This window comes from Streptomyces sp. NPDC001568, from assembly GCF_042893755.1.
Lineage (GTDB): Bacteria > Actinomycetota > Actinomycetes > Streptomycetales > Streptomycetaceae > Streptomyces.
Map to the genome: position 1 here is coordinate 83,460 of NZ_JBIAVF010000023.1, position 17,892 is coordinate 101,351.

General features: G+C 74.9%; 6 protein-coding genes. All 6 read right to left on the bottom strand.

All coding sequences use genetic code 11. The features are described from left to right. Nucleotides 1–275: 275 nt before the first annotated feature. Nucleotides 276–5,591: a condensation domain-containing protein gene (locus ACFY0I_RS33685; RefSeq protein WP_388902895.1), complete on the bottom strand. Its 5,316-nt coding sequence runs from the start codon at nucleotides 5,589–5,591 to the stop codon at nucleotides 276–278. A gap of 13 nt (nucleotides 5,592–5,604) precedes the next feature. Then, on the bottom strand, nucleotides 5,605–7,488 hold the full coding sequence (locus ACFY0I_RS33690) for an amino acid adenylation domain-containing protein (RefSeq protein ID WP_388902897.1): 1,884 nt from the start codon (nucleotides 7,486–7,488) through the stop codon (nucleotides 5,605–5,607). A gap of 5 nt (nucleotides 7,489–7,493) precedes the next feature. Continuing rightward, nucleotides 7,494–8,567 carry a TauD/TfdA family dioxygenase gene (locus tag ACFY0I_RS33695; RefSeq protein WP_388902900.1) on the bottom strand — a complete coding sequence of 358 codons (1,074 nt, stop codon included), beginning with the start codon at nucleotides 8,565–8,567 and terminating at the stop codon, nucleotides 7,494–7,496. A 71-nt stretch (nucleotides 8,568–8,638) separates the two neighbouring features. After that, nucleotides 8,639–9,430, bottom strand: a complete 792-nt coding sequence (locus ACFY0I_RS33700; protein ID WP_388902902.1) for a thioesterase II family protein — start codon at nucleotides 9,428–9,430, stop codon at nucleotides 8,639–8,641. Next, on the bottom strand, nucleotides 9,427–15,948 hold the full coding sequence (locus ACFY0I_RS33705) for an amino acid adenylation domain-containing protein (RefSeq protein ID WP_388902904.1): 6,522 nt from the start codon (nucleotides 15,946–15,948) through the stop codon (nucleotides 9,427–9,429). The genes ACFY0I_RS33700 and ACFY0I_RS33705 overlap by 4 nt, the downstream gene beginning before the upstream one ends. Before the next feature lie 322 nt (nucleotides 15,949–16,270). After that, nucleotides 16,271–17,728: a helix-turn-helix domain-containing protein gene (locus ACFY0I_RS33710; RefSeq protein ID WP_388902906.1), complete on the bottom strand. Its 1,458-nt coding sequence runs from the start codon at nucleotides 17,726–17,728 to the stop codon at nucleotides 16,271–16,273. Between the last annotated feature and the right edge of the window lie 164 nt (nucleotides 17,729–17,892).

The following is a 17,892-nucleotide window of genomic DNA, read 5'->3' on the forward strand; positions in this document are numbered from 1 at the left end:
AGCGGGAGCGGACTCCGTGGCCCCCACGCTAGGCACCCCGGCCCGCCCCGGCGGGCAGTCCCTCCGGCAGCTCCGCCCACGGCCGGCTGCCGCCCCCGACTGCCGCTCCGCACGCATCGGTCGGACGCACGGGAGTCGTGCCCCCGCCTCGGAAACGCGGCGTGCCCCGCCCCGGAAACGCGTCGTGGCCGCCCGCTTTCACGGGCGCCCACGACATCGGACCCGGCAGGCCGCCGACCCGGGCGGGGCCGGCCGGGCCCGGCTCGTCGGGTTCCTCAGGTCCGGACGCGGGCGCCGGCCTGGGTGCGGCGTCGCAGGGTCGGGGTCGCGGCCGGGGCGGGGGGCGTCGAGGACAGGAGGGTCGCCAGGCGGGCCGGGGTGGGGTGGCGGAAGACGTCGCGGAGGGTGAGCTCGTGACCCAGTTCCGCGCGGACCCGGTTCACCAGGCGGACCGCGAGCAGCGAGTGACCGCCGGACTTGAAGAAGTTGTCGTCCGGTGCGACCTGCCGTCCCAGCACCTCCGCGAAGAGCCGCAGCAGGGCGGCGGCCCGCGCGCGGGCCGCCGGGTCCTCGGCCGCCGCGGCGGCGGCCGGGGTCGTGGCAGCCGCCGCGGCGGCCGGTTCCCCCGGGACCCGGACCGTCGCGGGGACGGCGTACTCCGGCAGGCGTTGCGCCGCCCAGGTCTGCAGCTCGGCCTCCGTCACCGGCCCGTCGGCCGCGGTGACCTCCGCGAGGAGCCGGTCGGCCACCACCCGGACCCGCGCGCCGCCCACCCGCGGGTGTTCCGCCAGGACCGCCTCGACCCGGGCCAGGTCGATCGGGTAGCCCCCGACGAGCGGACGCGGGGCCCGCCGGTCCGCCGGCGCCGCGAGGTCCGACACCCGCAGGTCCGGGCCGGCGGCGAACAGCTCCAGCGCCGACACCAGCAGCGCCGCGAGTCGGCCCGCGCCCGAGGGCTCGTACAGGTCCGTGGCGTACTCCAGCACCCCGCAGAGCCCGCCCCCGTCCCGCTCGGTCAGGGCGAAGGTGAGGTCCGACTTCGCGGTCCGCGCGGCGAACGGGCGTTCCGTGCCCGCGAGCGGGCCGGTCGGCGGACCGGCGGGCGCCGGGTTCACCTGGAGCATCACCTGCACCAGCGGGTGGTGCGCCGAGGAACGGTGCGGGTTGAGGGCCTCCACCAGCAGGTCGAAGGGCAGGTCCTGGTGCGCGTACGCCGCCAGGTCCGCCTCCCGGACCCGGTCCACGAGGTCGCCGAACACCGGGTCGCCCGTCACGTCGGTGCGCAGCACCAGGGTGTTCACGAAGAAGCCGACCAGGTCGGACAGGGCGTCGTCGCCGCGGCCCGCGACCGTCGTGCCGATCGCGAGGTCCTCGCCCGCCCCGGTGCGGGCCAGCGCGGCGGCCAGCGCCGCCTGCACCACCATGAACAGGGTGGCGCCGCGGGCGTGCGCGATCCGCAGCAGCCGTCGGTGCGTGTCCGCGTCCACGGTGAACCCGGTCACCGCGCCCCGTCCCGAGGGGACGGCGGGCCGGGGGCGCTGCGTCGGCAGGTCGATCAGCGGCGGCAGTCCCGCCAGCGCCGTACGCCAGTGCCCGGCGGCGTCCTCGCCGTCCAGCGCGGCCCGCTCCCACAGGGTGTAGTCGGCGTACTGCACCGGCAGCGGCTCCCAGTCGGGCGCGGCGCCGGCCAGCCGGGCCTCGTAGGCGGTGGTCAGGTCCGCGAGGAGCGGCCCGGTGGACCAGCCGTCGGCCGCGATGTGGTGCAGGAGCAGCACCAGGGTCTGCGGGCCCTCGCCGTCGGGGAGGAGGAGTCGGGCCCGCAGCGGCAGGTCCCGGGTCAGGTCGAAGACCTCCGAGGCCGCCTCGTCCACGGCCGCCGCCAGGTCCGCCGGACGGCCCAGCTCCAGCTGGGGCCGCGCCCCCTCCAGGATCCGCTGGTACGGTTCACCGCCCTCGGCCCCGTACACGGTGCGCAGTACCTCGTGCCGCGCCGCCACGTCGGCCAGTGCCTCGGCGAGCGCCGCCGGGTCCAGGGGCCGCTCCAACTCCCGTACCAGTGCGATGTTGTAGGTCGCGGACGGTCCCTCCAGCTGGTCGACGAACCACAGCCGGCGCTGCGCGTACGAGAGCGGCAGCCGCTCGGGCCGGTCCGCGACGGCGACCGGTGCGGGGCGCCCGGGCCCGTGCGCGGCGGCCTCGCCGAGGCGTCGGTGCAGGGCTTCCGGGGTCGGGGCGAGGAACAGGTCGCGGATCCCCGCCTCCACGCCGAGGACCGCCCGGATCCGGTTCATCAGCCGGCTCGCCAGCAACGAATGCCCGCCCGCCTTGAAGAAGTTGGCGTCCGAAGCGATCCGTTCGCGGCCCAGCACCTGCGCGAACAACCCGCACAGGATCTCCTCCCGCGGCGACGCCACCCGCGCCGGGGCGCCCGCACGGCGGGCTCCGACCACGGCCGCGGCGGCGCGCCGCTCGCGTTCGTGCCGGTCCAGCGCGGCCCGCCGCCGCTCCAGGGCCCGCCGCTCCGGCTCCCGCAGCAGCTCCAGGGCGCCGAGCCGGGTCCCGGGAGCCTGCCCGAAGGCGTGCAGCGCCCGGACGAACAGCTCCAGCAGTAGCCGGGCCGTGTCCTGCTCGTACAGGTCGCCCGCGTACTGCACCAGTACGTCCAGGCCGCCCGGGCCGCCGTCGGGCGCGCGCCGCTCGGCGCAGTGGAAGGACAGGTCGAACCGGGCGGCGCCCAGATCGGTACTGCCCGCCCGGCCGGGGATCCCGCCGAGCCGCACCCGGCCGGTGTCGGCCTGCTCGACGGTCAACATCACCTGGAAGAAAGGGTGTTCACCGAGCGAACGGTCGGGGTCGGCCAGTTGTTCCACCAGCACGTCGAAGGGCAGGTCCTGGTGGTCGAAGGCCGCCAGGTCCGCGTCCCGGACCCGCTCGACGAGCTCGGCCGCGCAGGGGTCGCCCGACAGGTCGGTGCGCAGCACCAGGGAGTTGACGAAACAACCCACGAGGTCGTGCAGGTCCTCGTCGGAGCGGCCGGCCGCCGGGGTGCCGATCGCGAGGTCCTCACCCGCCCCCGCGGCGGACAGCGCCGCCGCCAGAGCCGAGCGGACCACCATGAACAGACTGGCCCGACGCTCCCGCGCCAGTGCGGCCAGCGCCCGGTGCGCGTCCTGATCCAACGCCGCCGACACCGTCGCGGCCCGCCCCGACGGTTCGGCCGGTCGCGGCCGGTCCGCGGGCAGCGCGGTCCGCGCGGGCAACCCCTCCAGGGCCGCCCGCCAGTGCGTCAACAGAGCCGCCGGATCGGCCAGCAGCTCCCGTTGCCACAGGGCGTAGTCGGCGTACTGCACCGGCAGCGCCCGCCAGGTCGGGGCCCTGCCCGCGCGGCGCGCCCCGTACGCCTCGGTCAGGTCACGCAGCAGCGGCGCCAGGGACCAACCGTCGGTGGCGATGTGGTGGAGCAGCAGCACCAGTACCGAGGTGCCGTTCCCGGGTCGCAGCAGCCGGGCCCGTACCGGCACCCGCGCCGCCAGGTCGAAGGTCTCCCGGCCGAAGCCCGCGATCAGGTCCTCCAACGCCTCCGGCGCGCAGTCGGCGACCTCCAGCAGCTGCCCGGGCACGTCCAGCACCCGCTGGTACGGCTGCCCGCCCTCCTCCCCGTACACCGTGCGCAGCACCTCGTGCCGCGCCAGTACGTCGCCCAGCGCGGCCCCCAGCGCCGCCGGCTCGGGAACCCCCTCCAGCCGCAGCACCAGCGGGGCGTTGTACGTCGCCGACGGGCCCTCGATCCGGCCCAGCAGCCACAGCGAACGCTGCGCCGCGGACAGCGGGAGCAGCCGAGGCCGCTCCCCGACCGGTACCGCCACCAGCGCGGGCCGGGCCGCGGACGCCCCGACGCGCCCGGCCAGCCGGCGGTGCAACGCGGCAGGCGTCGGAGCCAGGAACAGGTCCCGGATGCCCGGATCCAGGCCGAGCGCGCCCCGGATCCGGTTGACGAGCTTGCTCGCGAGCAGCGAATGGCCGCCGTTGCGGAAGAAGTTGGCGTCGGCGTCGAGCTCCGGCCGGCCGAGCACCTCGGCGAACAGCCCGCACAGGATCTCCTCCCGGGGCGCCAGGACCTCCCGGCGCACCCCGGAGCCGGCCGCCGTCGGGGCGGGCGCCGCCGCGGTGGTGTGCGGCCGCCCGGCCAGCGCCCGCGCCGCCTCGGCGGCCTCCGGCCCCGCTTCGCCGAGCGGGGCGTCCGGAGCCCGCCCGAAGGCGTCGAGCGTCCGTACGAACAGCTCCAGCAGCAGTCGGGCCGTGTCCTCGTCGAAGAGGTCACCCGCGTACTGGAGGGCGACGTCCATGCCGTCCGGCCGCCCGTCCGGGGTGTGCCGCTGCGCGCAGTACCAGGTCAGGTCGAACTTGGCCGTGCCCAGGCCGACATCGGCGAGCAGCCCGACGAGACCCCCGCCCAGATCCACCGACGCGCTGCCGGCGGCGTCCGCGTCCACGGTCAACATCGTCTGGAAGAACGGGTGGTGGCCCAGCGCCCGCTCCGGGCTCAGCTTCTCCACCAGCAGGTCGAAGGGGAGTTCCTGGTGCTCGTACGCCGCCAGGTCCGCGTCCCGGACCCGGTCCACGAGCTCCGCCGCCGACGGAGCGCCCGACAGATCGGTGCGCAGTGCGAGGGAGTTGACGAAGAAGCCGACCAGCTCGTACAGGTCCTCCTCGGGGCGGCCCGCGACGGGCGCGCCGATCACCACGTCCTCACCCGCTCCCGCCGCCGACAGGGCCGCGGCGAGCGCCGCCCGCACCACCATCGTCGCCGTCGCGCGCCGGGCACGGGCCAGCGCGAGGAGCGAGGCGTGCGCCGGCGCGTCGAGCCGGCCGGTCACCGCGCCGCCACGCCCCGAGGGCTCGGCCGGACGGGGCCGGTCGGCGGGCAGGGCGAGCACCGGCGGAGCGCCCTCCAGGGCCTCGCGCCAGTAGGCCAGTTGCTCCCCGGCCACACCGTCGGGGTCCTCGGGGTCCCCGAGCACCTCGTGCTGCCACAGCGCGTAGTCGGCGTACTGCACGGGCAGCGGCTCCCAGTCGGGAGCCCGTCCGGCCAGCCGCGCCCGGTGGGCCCGCGCCAGGTCCCGCAGCAGCGGGCCCACCGACCAGCCGTCGGTCGCCACGTGGTGGATCAGCAGGACCAGGACCCGGCTTCCGTCGTCCGAGCGGAACAGCCGCGCGCGCAGCGGCGGTTCGCAGGTGATGTCGAACGTCTCCCGGACGAAGGCGGCGACCCGGGCGTCCCGTGTGTCGTCCGCGCAGTCCTCGACGACCAGCCGGGGCACGTCGGCCGACGGCACCACTCGCTGGTACGGCTCCGCGTCTGCGCCGGCGGGCAGGACCGTACGGAGCACCTCGTGCCGCTCCACGACGTCGACCAGCGCGTCGGCCAGCGCGTCGAACCGCGAACCGGGCGACGCGTCGGGCGACGCGCCGGCGGTGGTGTCGGCGTCCAGGTGCAGGACGACCGGCGCGTTGTAGGCGGCGGACGGGCCGTGCAGCCGGCCCAGGAACCACAGCCGGCGCTGCGCGTACGACAACGGGATCAGGGTCATGTCCTCGGTGTCCTCAACGGTCCTGGCCCGCGGTGGCCGCCACGAGCGTGTCGATGTGGGCGGCCAGGTCCCGCAGGCGCGGGTTGGCGTAGACGGCCTTCACGGGCAGGGCGACGCCGAGTTCGGCGCGGACCCGTGAGACCAGCTTGATCGCGAGCAGCGAATGGCCCCCGAGCTTGAAGAAGTTGTCGTCGGGACCGATGCGCGGGGCGCCGAGCACGGTGGCCCAGACCTTCGCGATCAGCTGCTGCGAGGCGCTCAGCCCGTCGTCGGCCGGCCCGGTCGGGGGGACGGGCGCGGCGGTGACCGGGGCGGGCAGCGCCGCCCGGTCGACCTTGCCGTTGACGGTGGTCGGGAACTGGTCCAGGGCCACGAACACCGCCGGAACCATGTAGGCGGGCAGGACCGACCCCAGGTGGGCCCGCAGGTCCCCCTCGGCGACGGCCGGCCCGGTGCTCCGGTGATAGGCCACCAGGCCCGGGGCCCCGTGCACCTCCGGGTGCAGTACGACGACCGCCTCGGCGACCCCGGGCGTCGCGGTCACCGCCGCCTCGACCTCCCGGAGCTCGATCCGGTGGCCGCGCAGCTTGATCTGCCCGTCGGCGCGACCGAGGTAGGCCAGCCGGCCCCCGGGCAGCACCCGGACCAGGTCGCCCGTGCGGTACATGCGCGCACCGGGGTCCCCGTGCGCAGCGCCGCCGTCCCCGACCGCGGTCCAGACCGCGGTCCCGACCGCGTCGTCGCCGGAGCCCGTCGCCCGGTCCGGGACGAACCGTTCCGCCGTCAGCGCCGGCCGCCCCCGGTAGCCGCGGGCCACGCGCGGCCCCGCCAGGTACAGCTCGCCGCTGCCGCCCTCCGGCACCGGGTTCAGCGCCGCGTCCAGGACCCGCATCCGCAGCCCCGGCAGCACCCGGCCGATGTGCGGCTCGGCGTCGGCTCCGATCCACCCGGCGGTGGCGTCCACCGTGCACTCGGTCGGCCCGTACAGGTTGACCGTACGCAGCACCCCGCGCGCGCCCAGGGCGCCCAGGCGCCGCCACAGCGCCGGGCTGACGGCCTCCCCGCCGACCAGCAGGGTCAGCGGGCGCGGCCCGCCGTCCGCGCTGATCAGGTCCAGCAGCGGATCGGCGTGCGAGGGGGTGATGTCGAGGTCGGTCAGGGCCTGTTCGTCCACGAAGCGGGCCAGCAGCGCCGGGTCCGCGCGGGTCTCCTCGTCGATCATCACCAGGGTGTCGCCCCGGCACAGCCGCACCCACTGCTGGACGGAGGCGTCGAAGGACGGCGAGGCGTTCCAGCCGACCCGGCCGCCGTCCGTCACCGCGATGTCCGCCTCCTCCAGCTCGGCCAGCAACGCGGACACGGCCGCCCGACCGATCTCGACGCCCTTGGGGCGGCCGGTCGAGCCGGAGGTGTAGATGACGTACGCGAGGGTGTCGGCGCCGACGCCGACCGGGGCGTACGGCCGCTCCGGCGCGGGGGCCGACAGCTCGGCCACCGGCAGGTGCGGCACGCCCCCCGCCGGCCCGTCGCCCTCCCCGGTCGTGACGACCAGGTCGGCGCGCGCGTCCTCGACGAGGTAACTCCGCCGCTCGGCAGGCAACTTCGGATCCACGGGCAGGTACGCGGCCCCCGCGGTCAGGGTGCCGATCAGCGCGACCACGAGGTCCGCGCCGCGCGGTAGGCACAGCGCGACCACGCTCTCGGGGCCGATGCCCCGCGCGGTCAGCCGGTCGGCGAACCGCATCGCCCGCGCGCGCAGCGCGCCGAAGGTCAGCTCCTCCCCGCCGGCGACGACGGCGGTCCGGCCGGCGGGGGCCTGGGCGAGCCGCTCCAGCAGGTCCGGTACGGATCCGGTGGCCGCGCGGGTGCGGGAACGCTCGGGAAGTACGGCGGTCACGACGATCACTCCCCGGTGTGGACGGTGGTGGAGGGCTGGGTGGCGGGCGCGCAGTCGGCCAGCGCGACCGGCTCGCCCATCGCGACGAGGATCTTCCGGTCGCCCCGGTAGGCCTCGCGGCCGTGCGCGCACAGGATGTTGTCGACGATCATCAGGTCGCCCGTCTGCCAGGTCTCCCGTACGGTCACCCGGTCGTAGACGGCGTTGACCGCGTCGACCTCGGCGTCGGTGAGCCGGGAGCCGTCACCCAGGTAGGTGTTGAACGGCAGTCCGTCCTCCCCGTACGTGTCGAGGAGCACCTCGCGGACGTCGGGGTCGAGGGTGCGGCTGTTCCAGAAGGCGAAGTGGTTGAACCAGGTCCGCTCGCCCGTCACCGGGTGGGTGACGATCGCCGAACGGCGCTGCCGGGTGATCATCGAGTCGCCCTCGTCGGTCCACTCGTAGCCGATCGTGTTCTCCTCGCAGTACGCCTGCGCCACCGCCTTGTCCTCGGTCGCGAAGGTCTTGTACCAGGGCAGCCCGGCCAGTTCCGAGTAGTTCCGTACGAGGAGCCAGCCGGCCCGCTCGAACCGCCGGACCAACTCCGGCGGCAGCAGCCGCAGGGCCTCGCGCATGTCGCCGACGGTGGTGGCGCCGCCCTCCTCGGGAGCGGTCACGCAGCCGAACAGCAGTACGCCGGGGAAGTCCAGGGTGTAGCTGTTCTCGTTGTGCAGCCGGATCGGCTGCACGGCGGGCAGGTCGGTGGAGGAGAACACGCCCTCGCCGAAGTCGGTGCGCGGGGTGGCCTTCTCCTTGTAGCCGGCGCGCCGTTCGATCAGGGCGTCCCGGGCGGCGGCGAAGGAGGCCGCGTCCTCGACGGGCAGCCCGCGCAGCAGGACTGCGCCGCTGCGCAGCAACTCGGCCTGGATCGCGGCACGGTGCTCGGTCAGCCACGCGACGGAGGCGGCGAGGCCGAGGCCGGCCGGGGTGTGCACGACGACGGGCTTGCCGGGCTCACGGACCGGGTCGATGCCGGTGTCGGTACCGGTGGCCACGGCAGTGGTGGGGGCCGTTGACGCTTCGGTGTGCGTGATGGTCATGGGTCGTCCCTTGGGATGCGGAGGAATGCCGAGGAATGCGGAAGGGTGAGGGGGAGCCCGGCCGGACCGGGTCAGGCGGCGGCCGGGGCGTGTCCGGCGACCACCGGGGCCAGCACCGCGAAGAATTCGGGGAGCCGCTCCTGGAAGTAGAAGTGGCCGCCCGGCAGCACGTGCGAGGAGAACCCGCGGTCGGTGATGCGTGCCCAGCGGTCCAGGGAGGCGGCGGGGGCGACCGGGTCGGCGTCGCCGCCGATCACCGTCACCGGGCACTCCACGCGGGCCGCGGACTCCTCGCACCGGTAGACGTCGTCGATGGCGAAGTCCGCCCGGATCGAGGGCAGGATGATCTCGCGGAGCTCCGGCTCGTCGAGAATGCCGTCGTCGGTACCGCCGCGCTCCTTGATCGCGGCCACCAGGGCGTCGTCGTCCAGCAGTTCGGGGTGGACGGCGCACGGGTTGGCCAGGAACGGAGCCCGGCAGGCCGATACGACCAGGGCCCGCGGCGTACGGCCCGCCGCCTGGAGGCTGCGTACGACCTCGAACGCGACGAGCGAACCCATGCTGTGCCCCAGCACCACCAGGTCGTCGGCGACCCCGGGCGGCAGGGCCGCCACCACCGGTCCGGCCAGGTCCCCGATGTCCCGGGGCAGGTCCTCGGCGAAGCGGGCGCCACGGCCCGGGTACTGGCCGATGAGGAGCCGGACGTCCGGCGGGAGGTGGTCGCGCCACTGCGCGTACGCGTGGGCGTTGCCGCCGGCGTGGGGCAGCACCAACAGCGCGGTGCGTTGCGGGCCTTCGCCCGGCAGGTCCCAGACGACGTCGTCGGGGGCGGGCTGGAAGTCCGACTGCTGGTCGTGGCTCATGAGGAACTCCGTTCCTGGTCGGGGGTGCGGCGGCGCAGGGCCGGCCTGGCGCGCCGGGGTGCGGGAGGGGCGGTCAGCAGCCGCGTCCCGATGTGTTGGGCGAGGGCGGCGGGGGTGGGGTGCTGGAAGACGTCGCGGAGGGTGAGGGTGACGCCGAGGGCGGTACCGAGGCGGTGGGTGAGGCGGGCGGCGAGCAGCGAGTGGCCGCCGTGGTCGAAGAAGTCGTCGTCGATCGACAGGGGCGACGGCGTGCCCAGCGCCTCGCTGAAGGAGTTGCGCACCGTCTCCTCCAGGGAGGTGCGCGGTTCCCGGCCGCCGGGCGTGGTCTCCGTACGGGGCGACGGCAGGGCGCTCCTGTCGATCTTGCCGTTGGGGGTCAGCGGCAGCCGGTCCAGCAGGACCACGAACGCCGGAACCATGTGGTCGGGCAGCAGGGTCCGCAGCCAGAGGCGGACGTCCTGCGGAGCCGGGGCGGGCTCGGTGGTGACCAGGTAGGCGGTCAACTGCGGAGTGTTGTGGTGGTCGGGGTGCGTGGCGAGGGTGGCCTGGGTGATCCGCGGGTGGGTGGTGAGGGTGGTTTCGATTTCGGTGGGTTCGATGCGGAAGCCGCGGATCTTGATCTGGGTGTCGGTGCGGCCGGTGTAGTGGAGGTTGCCGTGGGTGTCCCAGTGGGCCTGGTCGCCGGTGCGGTAGAGGCGGCTGCCGGGGGGTCCGTAGGGGTTGGGTACGAAGTGGGTGGCGGTGGTGGTGGGTTGGGCGAGGTAGCCGTGGGCGATGCCGTCGCCGGCCAGGTACAGCTCGCCGGTGGTGCCGGCGGGAACGGGGTTGAGGTGCCCGTCGAGCACGTAGGCGTGCTTGTTGGTGAGCGGGCGTCCGATGGACAGGGGGCCTTGGACGTCGGGGGTGGGTTCGATGGTGTGGGTGGTGGTGAAGCCCATGGATTCGGCGGGGCCGTAGCCGTTGGTGATGGTCAGGCGCGGGTGGAGCTGTTGCAGGCGGTGGACGTGGGCGGGGGAGGCGGGTTCGCCGCCGGTGTAGACGGTGCGGATGGTGGTGAAGGTCTCCGGGTGCTCGTCGGTGAGGTAGTTGAAGAGGCTGGAGGACAGCTGGAGCATCGTGACGCGGTGCTGCTGGGCGAGGGCCGCGATCACGGCGGGGTCGGGGCGTTGGCCCGGTTGGAGAACGGTGCTTCCGCCGTGGAGCAGTGCTCCCCAGAATTCGAGGCTGAAGGCGTCCCAGGAGACGGGCGAGCACTGGAGGAAGGTTTCGTCGGGGCCGAAGCTCGCGTAGGTCTGCGCGGTGAGGGTGGAGACCAGGTTGCGGTGCGAGGACAGGATCCCCTTCGGTCGGCCCGTCGACCCCGACGTGAACATCACGCACGCCACGTCGTCCCTGTTCAGGGCGACCCCCGGAGCGCCCGCAGGCAGGCCGGCGATCGCTTCCGCGTCGGCATCCAGGGTCGTCACCCGCCAGGGGCCGGTGAGGCGCGTGTGGTGGTGGGTGTCGGTGACGAGGGCGGCGACGCGGGCGTCGAGGGCGGTGCGGGTGAGGCGTTCGTCGGGGAATTCGGGGTCGAGGAGTGCGTAGCCGGCGCCGGTCTTGGTGACGGCGAGCAGGGTGACGGCGAGGTCGGTGCCGCGGTCGAGGAGGATTCCGGCGAGGTCGCCGCGGCCCAGGCCCTGGGCGATGAGGTGGTGGGCGAGCCGGTTGGCGCGGGTGTCGAGTTCCGCGTAGGAGAGTTCCTGCCCGCCGAACACGACCGCGCGGGCGGTGGGCCGCAGTCGGGCCTGCTCCTCGAAACGGTCGACGAGGGTCGCCGGCTGCGCGGTCGCCCCAGCGCTCCCCGTTTCCGGGGCCGCCCCGGTGTCCCGGCGTCCGGCGCGGACCCCGCTCCACTCCACCAGCACCCGACGCCGCTCCGCCGCGTCCAGCAACTCCAGTTCCGACAGCAGCACCCGCGGCTCCCGGGCCACCTGCTCCAGGGTGCGCCGCAGCATGCCCGCCATCCGCTCCACCGTGGCGTGTTCGTACAGGTCGCGGCTGTAGAGCACCGCGCCCGTCAGCCCCGACGCGTCCTCGGCGTGCAGCAGGAACTCCAGGTCGAACTTGACCGCCCCCGTCGCCAGCGGCTCGGCCGGCCCGGCCCGCAGACCGGGGAAGTCGGGGGCGGGGCGGGGGCCGGACTCCACGGCCAGGCACACCTGGAACAAGGGATGCCGGGCCGCCGAGCGCGCCGGATTGACCGCCTCCAGGACCAGGTCGAACGGCGCCTCCTGATGGGCGAAGGCATCCAGGTCCGCGGCCCGCACCCGGGCCAGCAGCTCACGGAACGCCGGGTTCCCGGAGGTGTCGGTCCGTAGCACCAGGGTGTTGACGAAGAACCCGACCAGCGGGTCCAGCGACTCGTACGGGCGGCCCGCTACCGGAGCCCCGAGCGGGACGTCCGTACCGGCCCCGAGTCGGGTCAGCGTCGCCGCCAGGGCCGCCTGCACCACCATGAACGGCGTGCACCGCTCGGCCCGCGCCAGCTCCACGACCCCCCGGTACAGCTCGGCGCCGAAGTCCACCCGCACGACCCCGCCGCGCTGTCCGGCCACCGGCGGACGCGGCCGGTCGTGGAGCAGCCCCAGCTCCTCGGGGAGCCCGGCCAGCGCCGTCCTCCAGTGGGCGAGCTGGGCGTCCAGAACCGGCCCGCCGTTGCCCGCGCCGTCGGCCGGGCCCGCGCCCGGGCCGGTTCCCGCGCCTGGGCCGGTCAGGGCCGTGCGCTGCCAGAGCGCGAAGTCGGCGTACCCGGCCGGCAGCGGCGCCCAGTCGGGCGCGCGCCCGTCCCGGCGTGCGGCGTAGGCCAGGGACAGGTCCTCGAACAGGGGGAGCAGGGACCGGCCGTCGGTGGCGATGTGGTGCAGCAGGACCAGCAGCGTGTACTGCCCGGGACCGTCGCACAACAGGCTGACCCGCAAGGGGTGTTCGGTGGCCAGGTCGAAGGAGTACCGGGCCTCGGCCAGGAGTTCGGCGTCGAGCGCGTCGGCGGCGACGGAGCGGGAGGTGAAGGAATGGACGGGGCTCGGATCGATGACCTGGTACGGGGCCCCGTCCGCGGTGGCGAAGCGGGTGCGCAGCGGCTCATGGCGGGCGGCGAGGTCCTCGAAGGCGGCGCGCAGCGCGGTGACGTCCGGCTCGCCCTCCAGGCGGACCGCCATCGGGACGTTGTAGGCGGCGCTCCTCCCCTCGTCCCCGGCCAACCCGTCGACCAGCCAGAGCCGTTGCTGGGCGAACGACAGCGGCAGCCGTTCGGGGCGCGGACCGTGGGGAGCGAGCGGGGGCAGTGCGGGTCGGGTCGAGACGGCCTCGATCCGCCGGGTCAGGGCGGCGGGGGTGGGGTGCTGGAAGACGTCGCGGAGGGTGAGGGTGACGCCGAGGGCGGTACCGAGGCGGTGGGTGAGGCGGGCGGCGAGCAGGGAGTGGCCGCCGAGCTCGAAGAAGTCGTCGTCCATGGACAGCGGGGTGCGGACCCCCAGGACCTCGGCCACCAGGCTCCGCACCAGTTCCTCGGCCTCGTTCCGCGGCTGCCGACCCCCCTCGGTCGGGGCGGGCCCGACCTCCGGCAGGGCGGCCTTGTCGATCTTCCCGTTGGGGGTCAGCGGCAGCCGGTCCAGTACGACGAACCGGGCCGGGACCATGTGCTCCGGCAGCCGTTCGCGCAGCCAGGCCCGCAGGCCGTCCGGCGCCGGGGCGCTTGCGGTCGCGGGGCTCCCCGGGGCCGCCGTCACGTACGCGGTCAGCTGCCCGTCCGAGTGGACCAGGGTGGCCTGGGTGATCCGCGGGTGGGTGGTGAGGGTGGTTTCGATTTCGGTGGGTTCGATGCGGAAGCCGCGGATCTTGATCTGGGTGTCGGTGCGGCCGGTGTAGTGGAGGTTGCCGTGGGTGTCCCAGTGGGCCTGGTCGCCGGTGCGGTAGAGGCGGCTGCCGGGGGGTCCGTAGGGGTTGGGTACGAAGTGGGTGGCGGTGGTGGTGGGTTGGGCGAGGTAGCCGTGGGCGATGCCGTCGCCGGCCAGGTACAGCTCGCCGGTCGTACCGGGCGGCGAGGGCCGCAGCCTGGCGTCCAGCACGTAGGCGTGCTTGTTGGTGAGCGGGCGTCCGATGGACAGGGGGCCTTGGACGTCGGGGGTGGGTTCGATGGTGTGGGTGGTGGTGAAGCCCATGGATTCGGCGGGGCCGTAGCCGTTGGTGATGGTCAGGTGCGGGTGGAGCTGTTGCAGGCGGTGGACGTGGGCGGGGGAGGCGGGCTCACCGCCGGTGTAGACGATGCGGGTGGAGGTGAAGGTCTCCGGGTGCTCGTCGGTGAGGTAGTTGAACAGGCTCGACGACAGCTGGAGCATCGTCACGCCGTGCTTCTGCGCCAGCTCCGAAAGCACCGCCGGCTCGGGGCGTTGGCCCGGTTGGAGAACGGTGCTTCCGCCGTGGAGCAGTGCTCCCCAGAATTCGAGGCTGAAGGCGTCCCAGGAGACGGGCGAGCACTGGAGGAAGGTTTCGTCGGGGCCGAAGCTCGCGTAGGTCTGCGCGGTGAGGGTGGAGACCAGGTTGCGGTGCGAGGACAGGATCCCCTTCGGCCGGCCCGTCGACCCCGACGTGAACATCACGCACGCCACGTCCTCCCACGACAACTCCACCCCGGGATTCCCGCCCCCCGCCGCCGCGATCACCGCCGCCTCCGCATCCACCCGCACCACCCGCCAGGGGCCGGTGAGGCGCGTGTGGTGGTGGGTGTCGGTGACGAGGGCGGCGACGCGGGCGTCGAGGGCGGTGCGGGTGAGGCGTTCGTCGGGGAATTCGGGGTCGAGGAGTGCGTAGCCGGCGCCGGTCTTGGTGACGGCGAGCAGGGTGACGGCGAGGTCGGTGCCGCGGTCGAGGAGGATTCCGGCGAGGTCGCCGCGGCCCAGGCCCTGGGCGATGAGGTGGTGGGCGAGCCGGTTGGCGCGGGTGTCGAGTTCCGCGTAGGAGAGTTCCTGCCCGCCGAACACGACCGCGCGGGCGGTGGGCCGCAGTCGGGCCTGCTCCTCGAAACGGTCGACGAGGGTGGCCCGGCCGGTCTCCACCCGGATCCCGGTCCACTCCTCCAACACCTGACGCCGCTCCACCGCACCCAGCAACTCCAGCTCCACGAGCGGGCGATCGGGCTGGGCGAGCACCGACTCCACGAACCGCAGGAAACGGTCCTGGTGCCCCGCCACCGCCTCCAGGTCGCACACCTCGGGCGCCGCGTCGAAGTCGATCCGCAGCCCGCCCTCCGGCCCGAGGTCGTACACCCCCACCGCGAGGTCCTCGACCGGGCCGTTGCTCATGTTGTGCTGAGTCGTCGGCAGACCGCAGAACCGCATCCCCGGGGTGAACGCCATGATGTTCACCAGCGGCGCCGTGATCCGCCTGTCCGTCTTGCCGAGCCCCAGATCGCGGCACATGTCCTCGTACCGGGTGCGCTGACGCGCCAGCCCCTGCCGTGCCTCGGAGACCACCGTCGCCAGCAACTCGCCCGTCGAACCCTGCGCCCGCACGGGCACCCGCAACGGGATGACGTTCGACAGCATCGCCGGCGTGCGGCGCGCCAGATCCGTGCGCCGACCGGTCACCGGCAGCCCCAGCACCGGCTCCGCACTCCCGGAAACCCGGTGCACGTACGCCCCGACCAGCGCGATCACCAGCATCGTCCACGGCGCCCGGTGCGCCCGGGCCACCTGCCGCAGCCGCTCCGCCCGGTCCGGCGACAGCAGCACGGTCCGCCGTACGAAGGGCAGCGCACCCGGCGCCGTACGGCCCGAGCGGCCCTCCCCGAGGCGCGGGGTCTGCGGCAGCTCCGCGAGGTGCCCCGCCCAGTGGGCCCGGTCCGCCGCCGCCTCCGGCGACGCCCGATGCGCCGCGTCCTCCTCCAGCACGTCGGCGAGCGTCCCGAACGGGGTCGGCCCCCAGGGCTCACCCGCGGCCCCCCGCTCGTAGAGCTCGACCAGCCGCCGGTCCAGCAGCGCCACACCCATGCCGTCGACCACCAGGTGGTGGAAGGCGTGGAAGTAGAACCACCGCTGCTCACCGCCCCCGGTGGTGCCCGCCCGGAGCAGGGCGTGCCGGGTCAGCCAGTCACCGGCCAGGTCGAAGGGGCGGGCCAGCTCCTCGGCCATCCACGCTCCGGCCGCCCCCACGGGGTCCGCGGCGCCCCCGAAGTCGTGGAACTCCAGCCGGCGGCCCGCCGGTTCCGCGTGCAGGAGCTGCCACAGGCCGCCGTCCTCGTCGGATCCGGTACCCCGGACGCGCAGGACGTCCGCCTCCCGGGCGAGCTGCTGCCAGGCGCGGGCCAGCAGGTCCGTGTCCAGCGGCCCGACCAGCTCCCGGTACTCCCCGATGTTGTAGCGGCAGCCCGAGGCGTCGAGCCCGTGGGCCATCCAGATGTCGCGCTGCGCCGCCGACAGGGGCAGCCGCACAGCGGCCGGCCCGTGCGCGCTGCTGCGTTCGGACGCGGTGGGGGACATGCGGATGCTCCTCGCGAGGGGGTGGCGGGGGTGGGGAGCCGGCCGCCCGATGGCGGTGGTCCGGCCCTACGTCATCCAACCGGCGGTCCGCCCCACGGGCGGCAGTTGCTCCGGCACTCCGGCAGCAGTTGGGCGGCAGGACGAACGGCGGGCACGGTCCTTCGGGACGGCGGGACGCGTGCCATCGGGCGCGATCAACTCGATGTGCAGGAGGCCCGGTTGGCCGCCGGAGTTCCGTGAGGGGCAGGGGGGTGCGGGCTCCGCGCGGTCCGCTCCCGCGGACCGCCGCCGACGGCGCGCCGGGTGGCGGCCCGGGGCTCCCTCACGAGACCGCCCAGGGCGTGGGCGCGGTCGCCGCCACGGAGCGCTCGCGGACCGCGGCCCGGACCAGGCCCAGCACCCTGAAGCGTGAGCCGCCGCTCTCGTGCGCGGCCCGTACGACACCGGCGACGAGCAGTTCCCGCAGCATTCGGCCCGACTCCGGCAGGCTGCGGCCGGTCAGCACGGTGATGCCGGTCAGGTCGAACTCGGCGCCGTCGCGGCCCGCCCCGACCTCGTGGACCTGCGCGCACAGGACGTCGAGCAGCTCACGGGCCCCCGCCGACAGCCGACCCAACCGGTTGCTCAGGGCCACCCGGAAGCGGTCCGCGCCCGCACCTCCCCCGAGGTGGTCGAGGAGCGCCACCGGATCGGAGTCCAGGCTCCGGCAGAGGGTCGCCAGGTCGCACACCACCAGCCAGGACGCCGCCGAGGCGAGGGCCCCCGGATGCCCGTCGAGCCGGCGGCACAGCCGGGCCACCAGCTCCCCGTCGACCGGCCCCGGAGCGAACTCCGGCCGCACGCGCCGTACGTGGTCCAGGAACACCCGCACCGCGGGGGACCCGGCATCCACCGCACCCTCGGCCGGCACCTCCAGCGGAGCCAGCAGGAAGATCCGCTCGCCCGGCACCTCCCACGGCTGCTCCGAGGTGATCAACAGGCGCAGCCCCGGGCAGGCCCGCAGCAGCCCGGTCAGCCCGTCGTACCGCGCCGGGGTCGCGGGAGCCCCGTCCAGAACCAACAACACCTTCTGCTCACCCACCAGTTCGGCCAGCGCCGCCACGCCGAATCCGGCCGCGCCGACCCCCGCGAGCACCGGCCCGTCCGGCCCCACCGCGAACCCGCCGCCCGTCGCCGGCATGCCGCACAGCTCCGCCACGGCACCCGCCATCCGGTCCGCCATGTCCCCCTCGCCGTGCGCCAGATAGTCGGCCGACGCACCCGGGAAGCCGTACCAGAGCACCGGCATCCCGGCGCCGTGCACCCGCTCGGCGACCTCCAGGGCCACCCGCGTCTTGCCCACCCCACCGAGCCCCACCAGGTGCACCAGCCGTTCGGCACCCGATGTCAACTCCCGCACCAGTACGCCCGTTTCGGCATCCCGACCCGGCATCGCGTGCAGCGCGGTCGGCGGCGCCGGGGGCTGCGCCCAGCACATTCCGCCGGCCCGGCCCTGCTGGGCGGCGGTCTCCAGCGCGGTCCGCGCCCGCTGCCCCAGCCGCAGGGCGTCGGCCATCAGCCGCACGGTGTCGGGGCGGGGCCGTCTGGCCTTGCCCTGCTCCAGGTCGCGGATGGCCCGCACGCTGATCGTCGAGAGGTCGGCCAACTCCCGCTGGGTGAGCCCGATCCGCAGCCTGTGGGCCCGTATCAGGGCTCCCACCCGGGAGGTCTCCTGCGGGGGCGCCGCAGGGGTGCCGTGGTGCCGGTCCGTGCTCGTGTCCGTGTTGGTACGGGTGTTCATGGGCGCTCCCGGGGACGGTGAGGGAGAACGACGGGGCCAGGGGTGACGGCCCGGTTCCTGTTCCCCATCCTCAGTAGGGCGCTATCGCGTTGGCATCACCCCACGAACAGCGCCCGCCCCGCCGGCCCTATCGGCATTCCGGGCAGTCACGAGCGGCCCGTGAT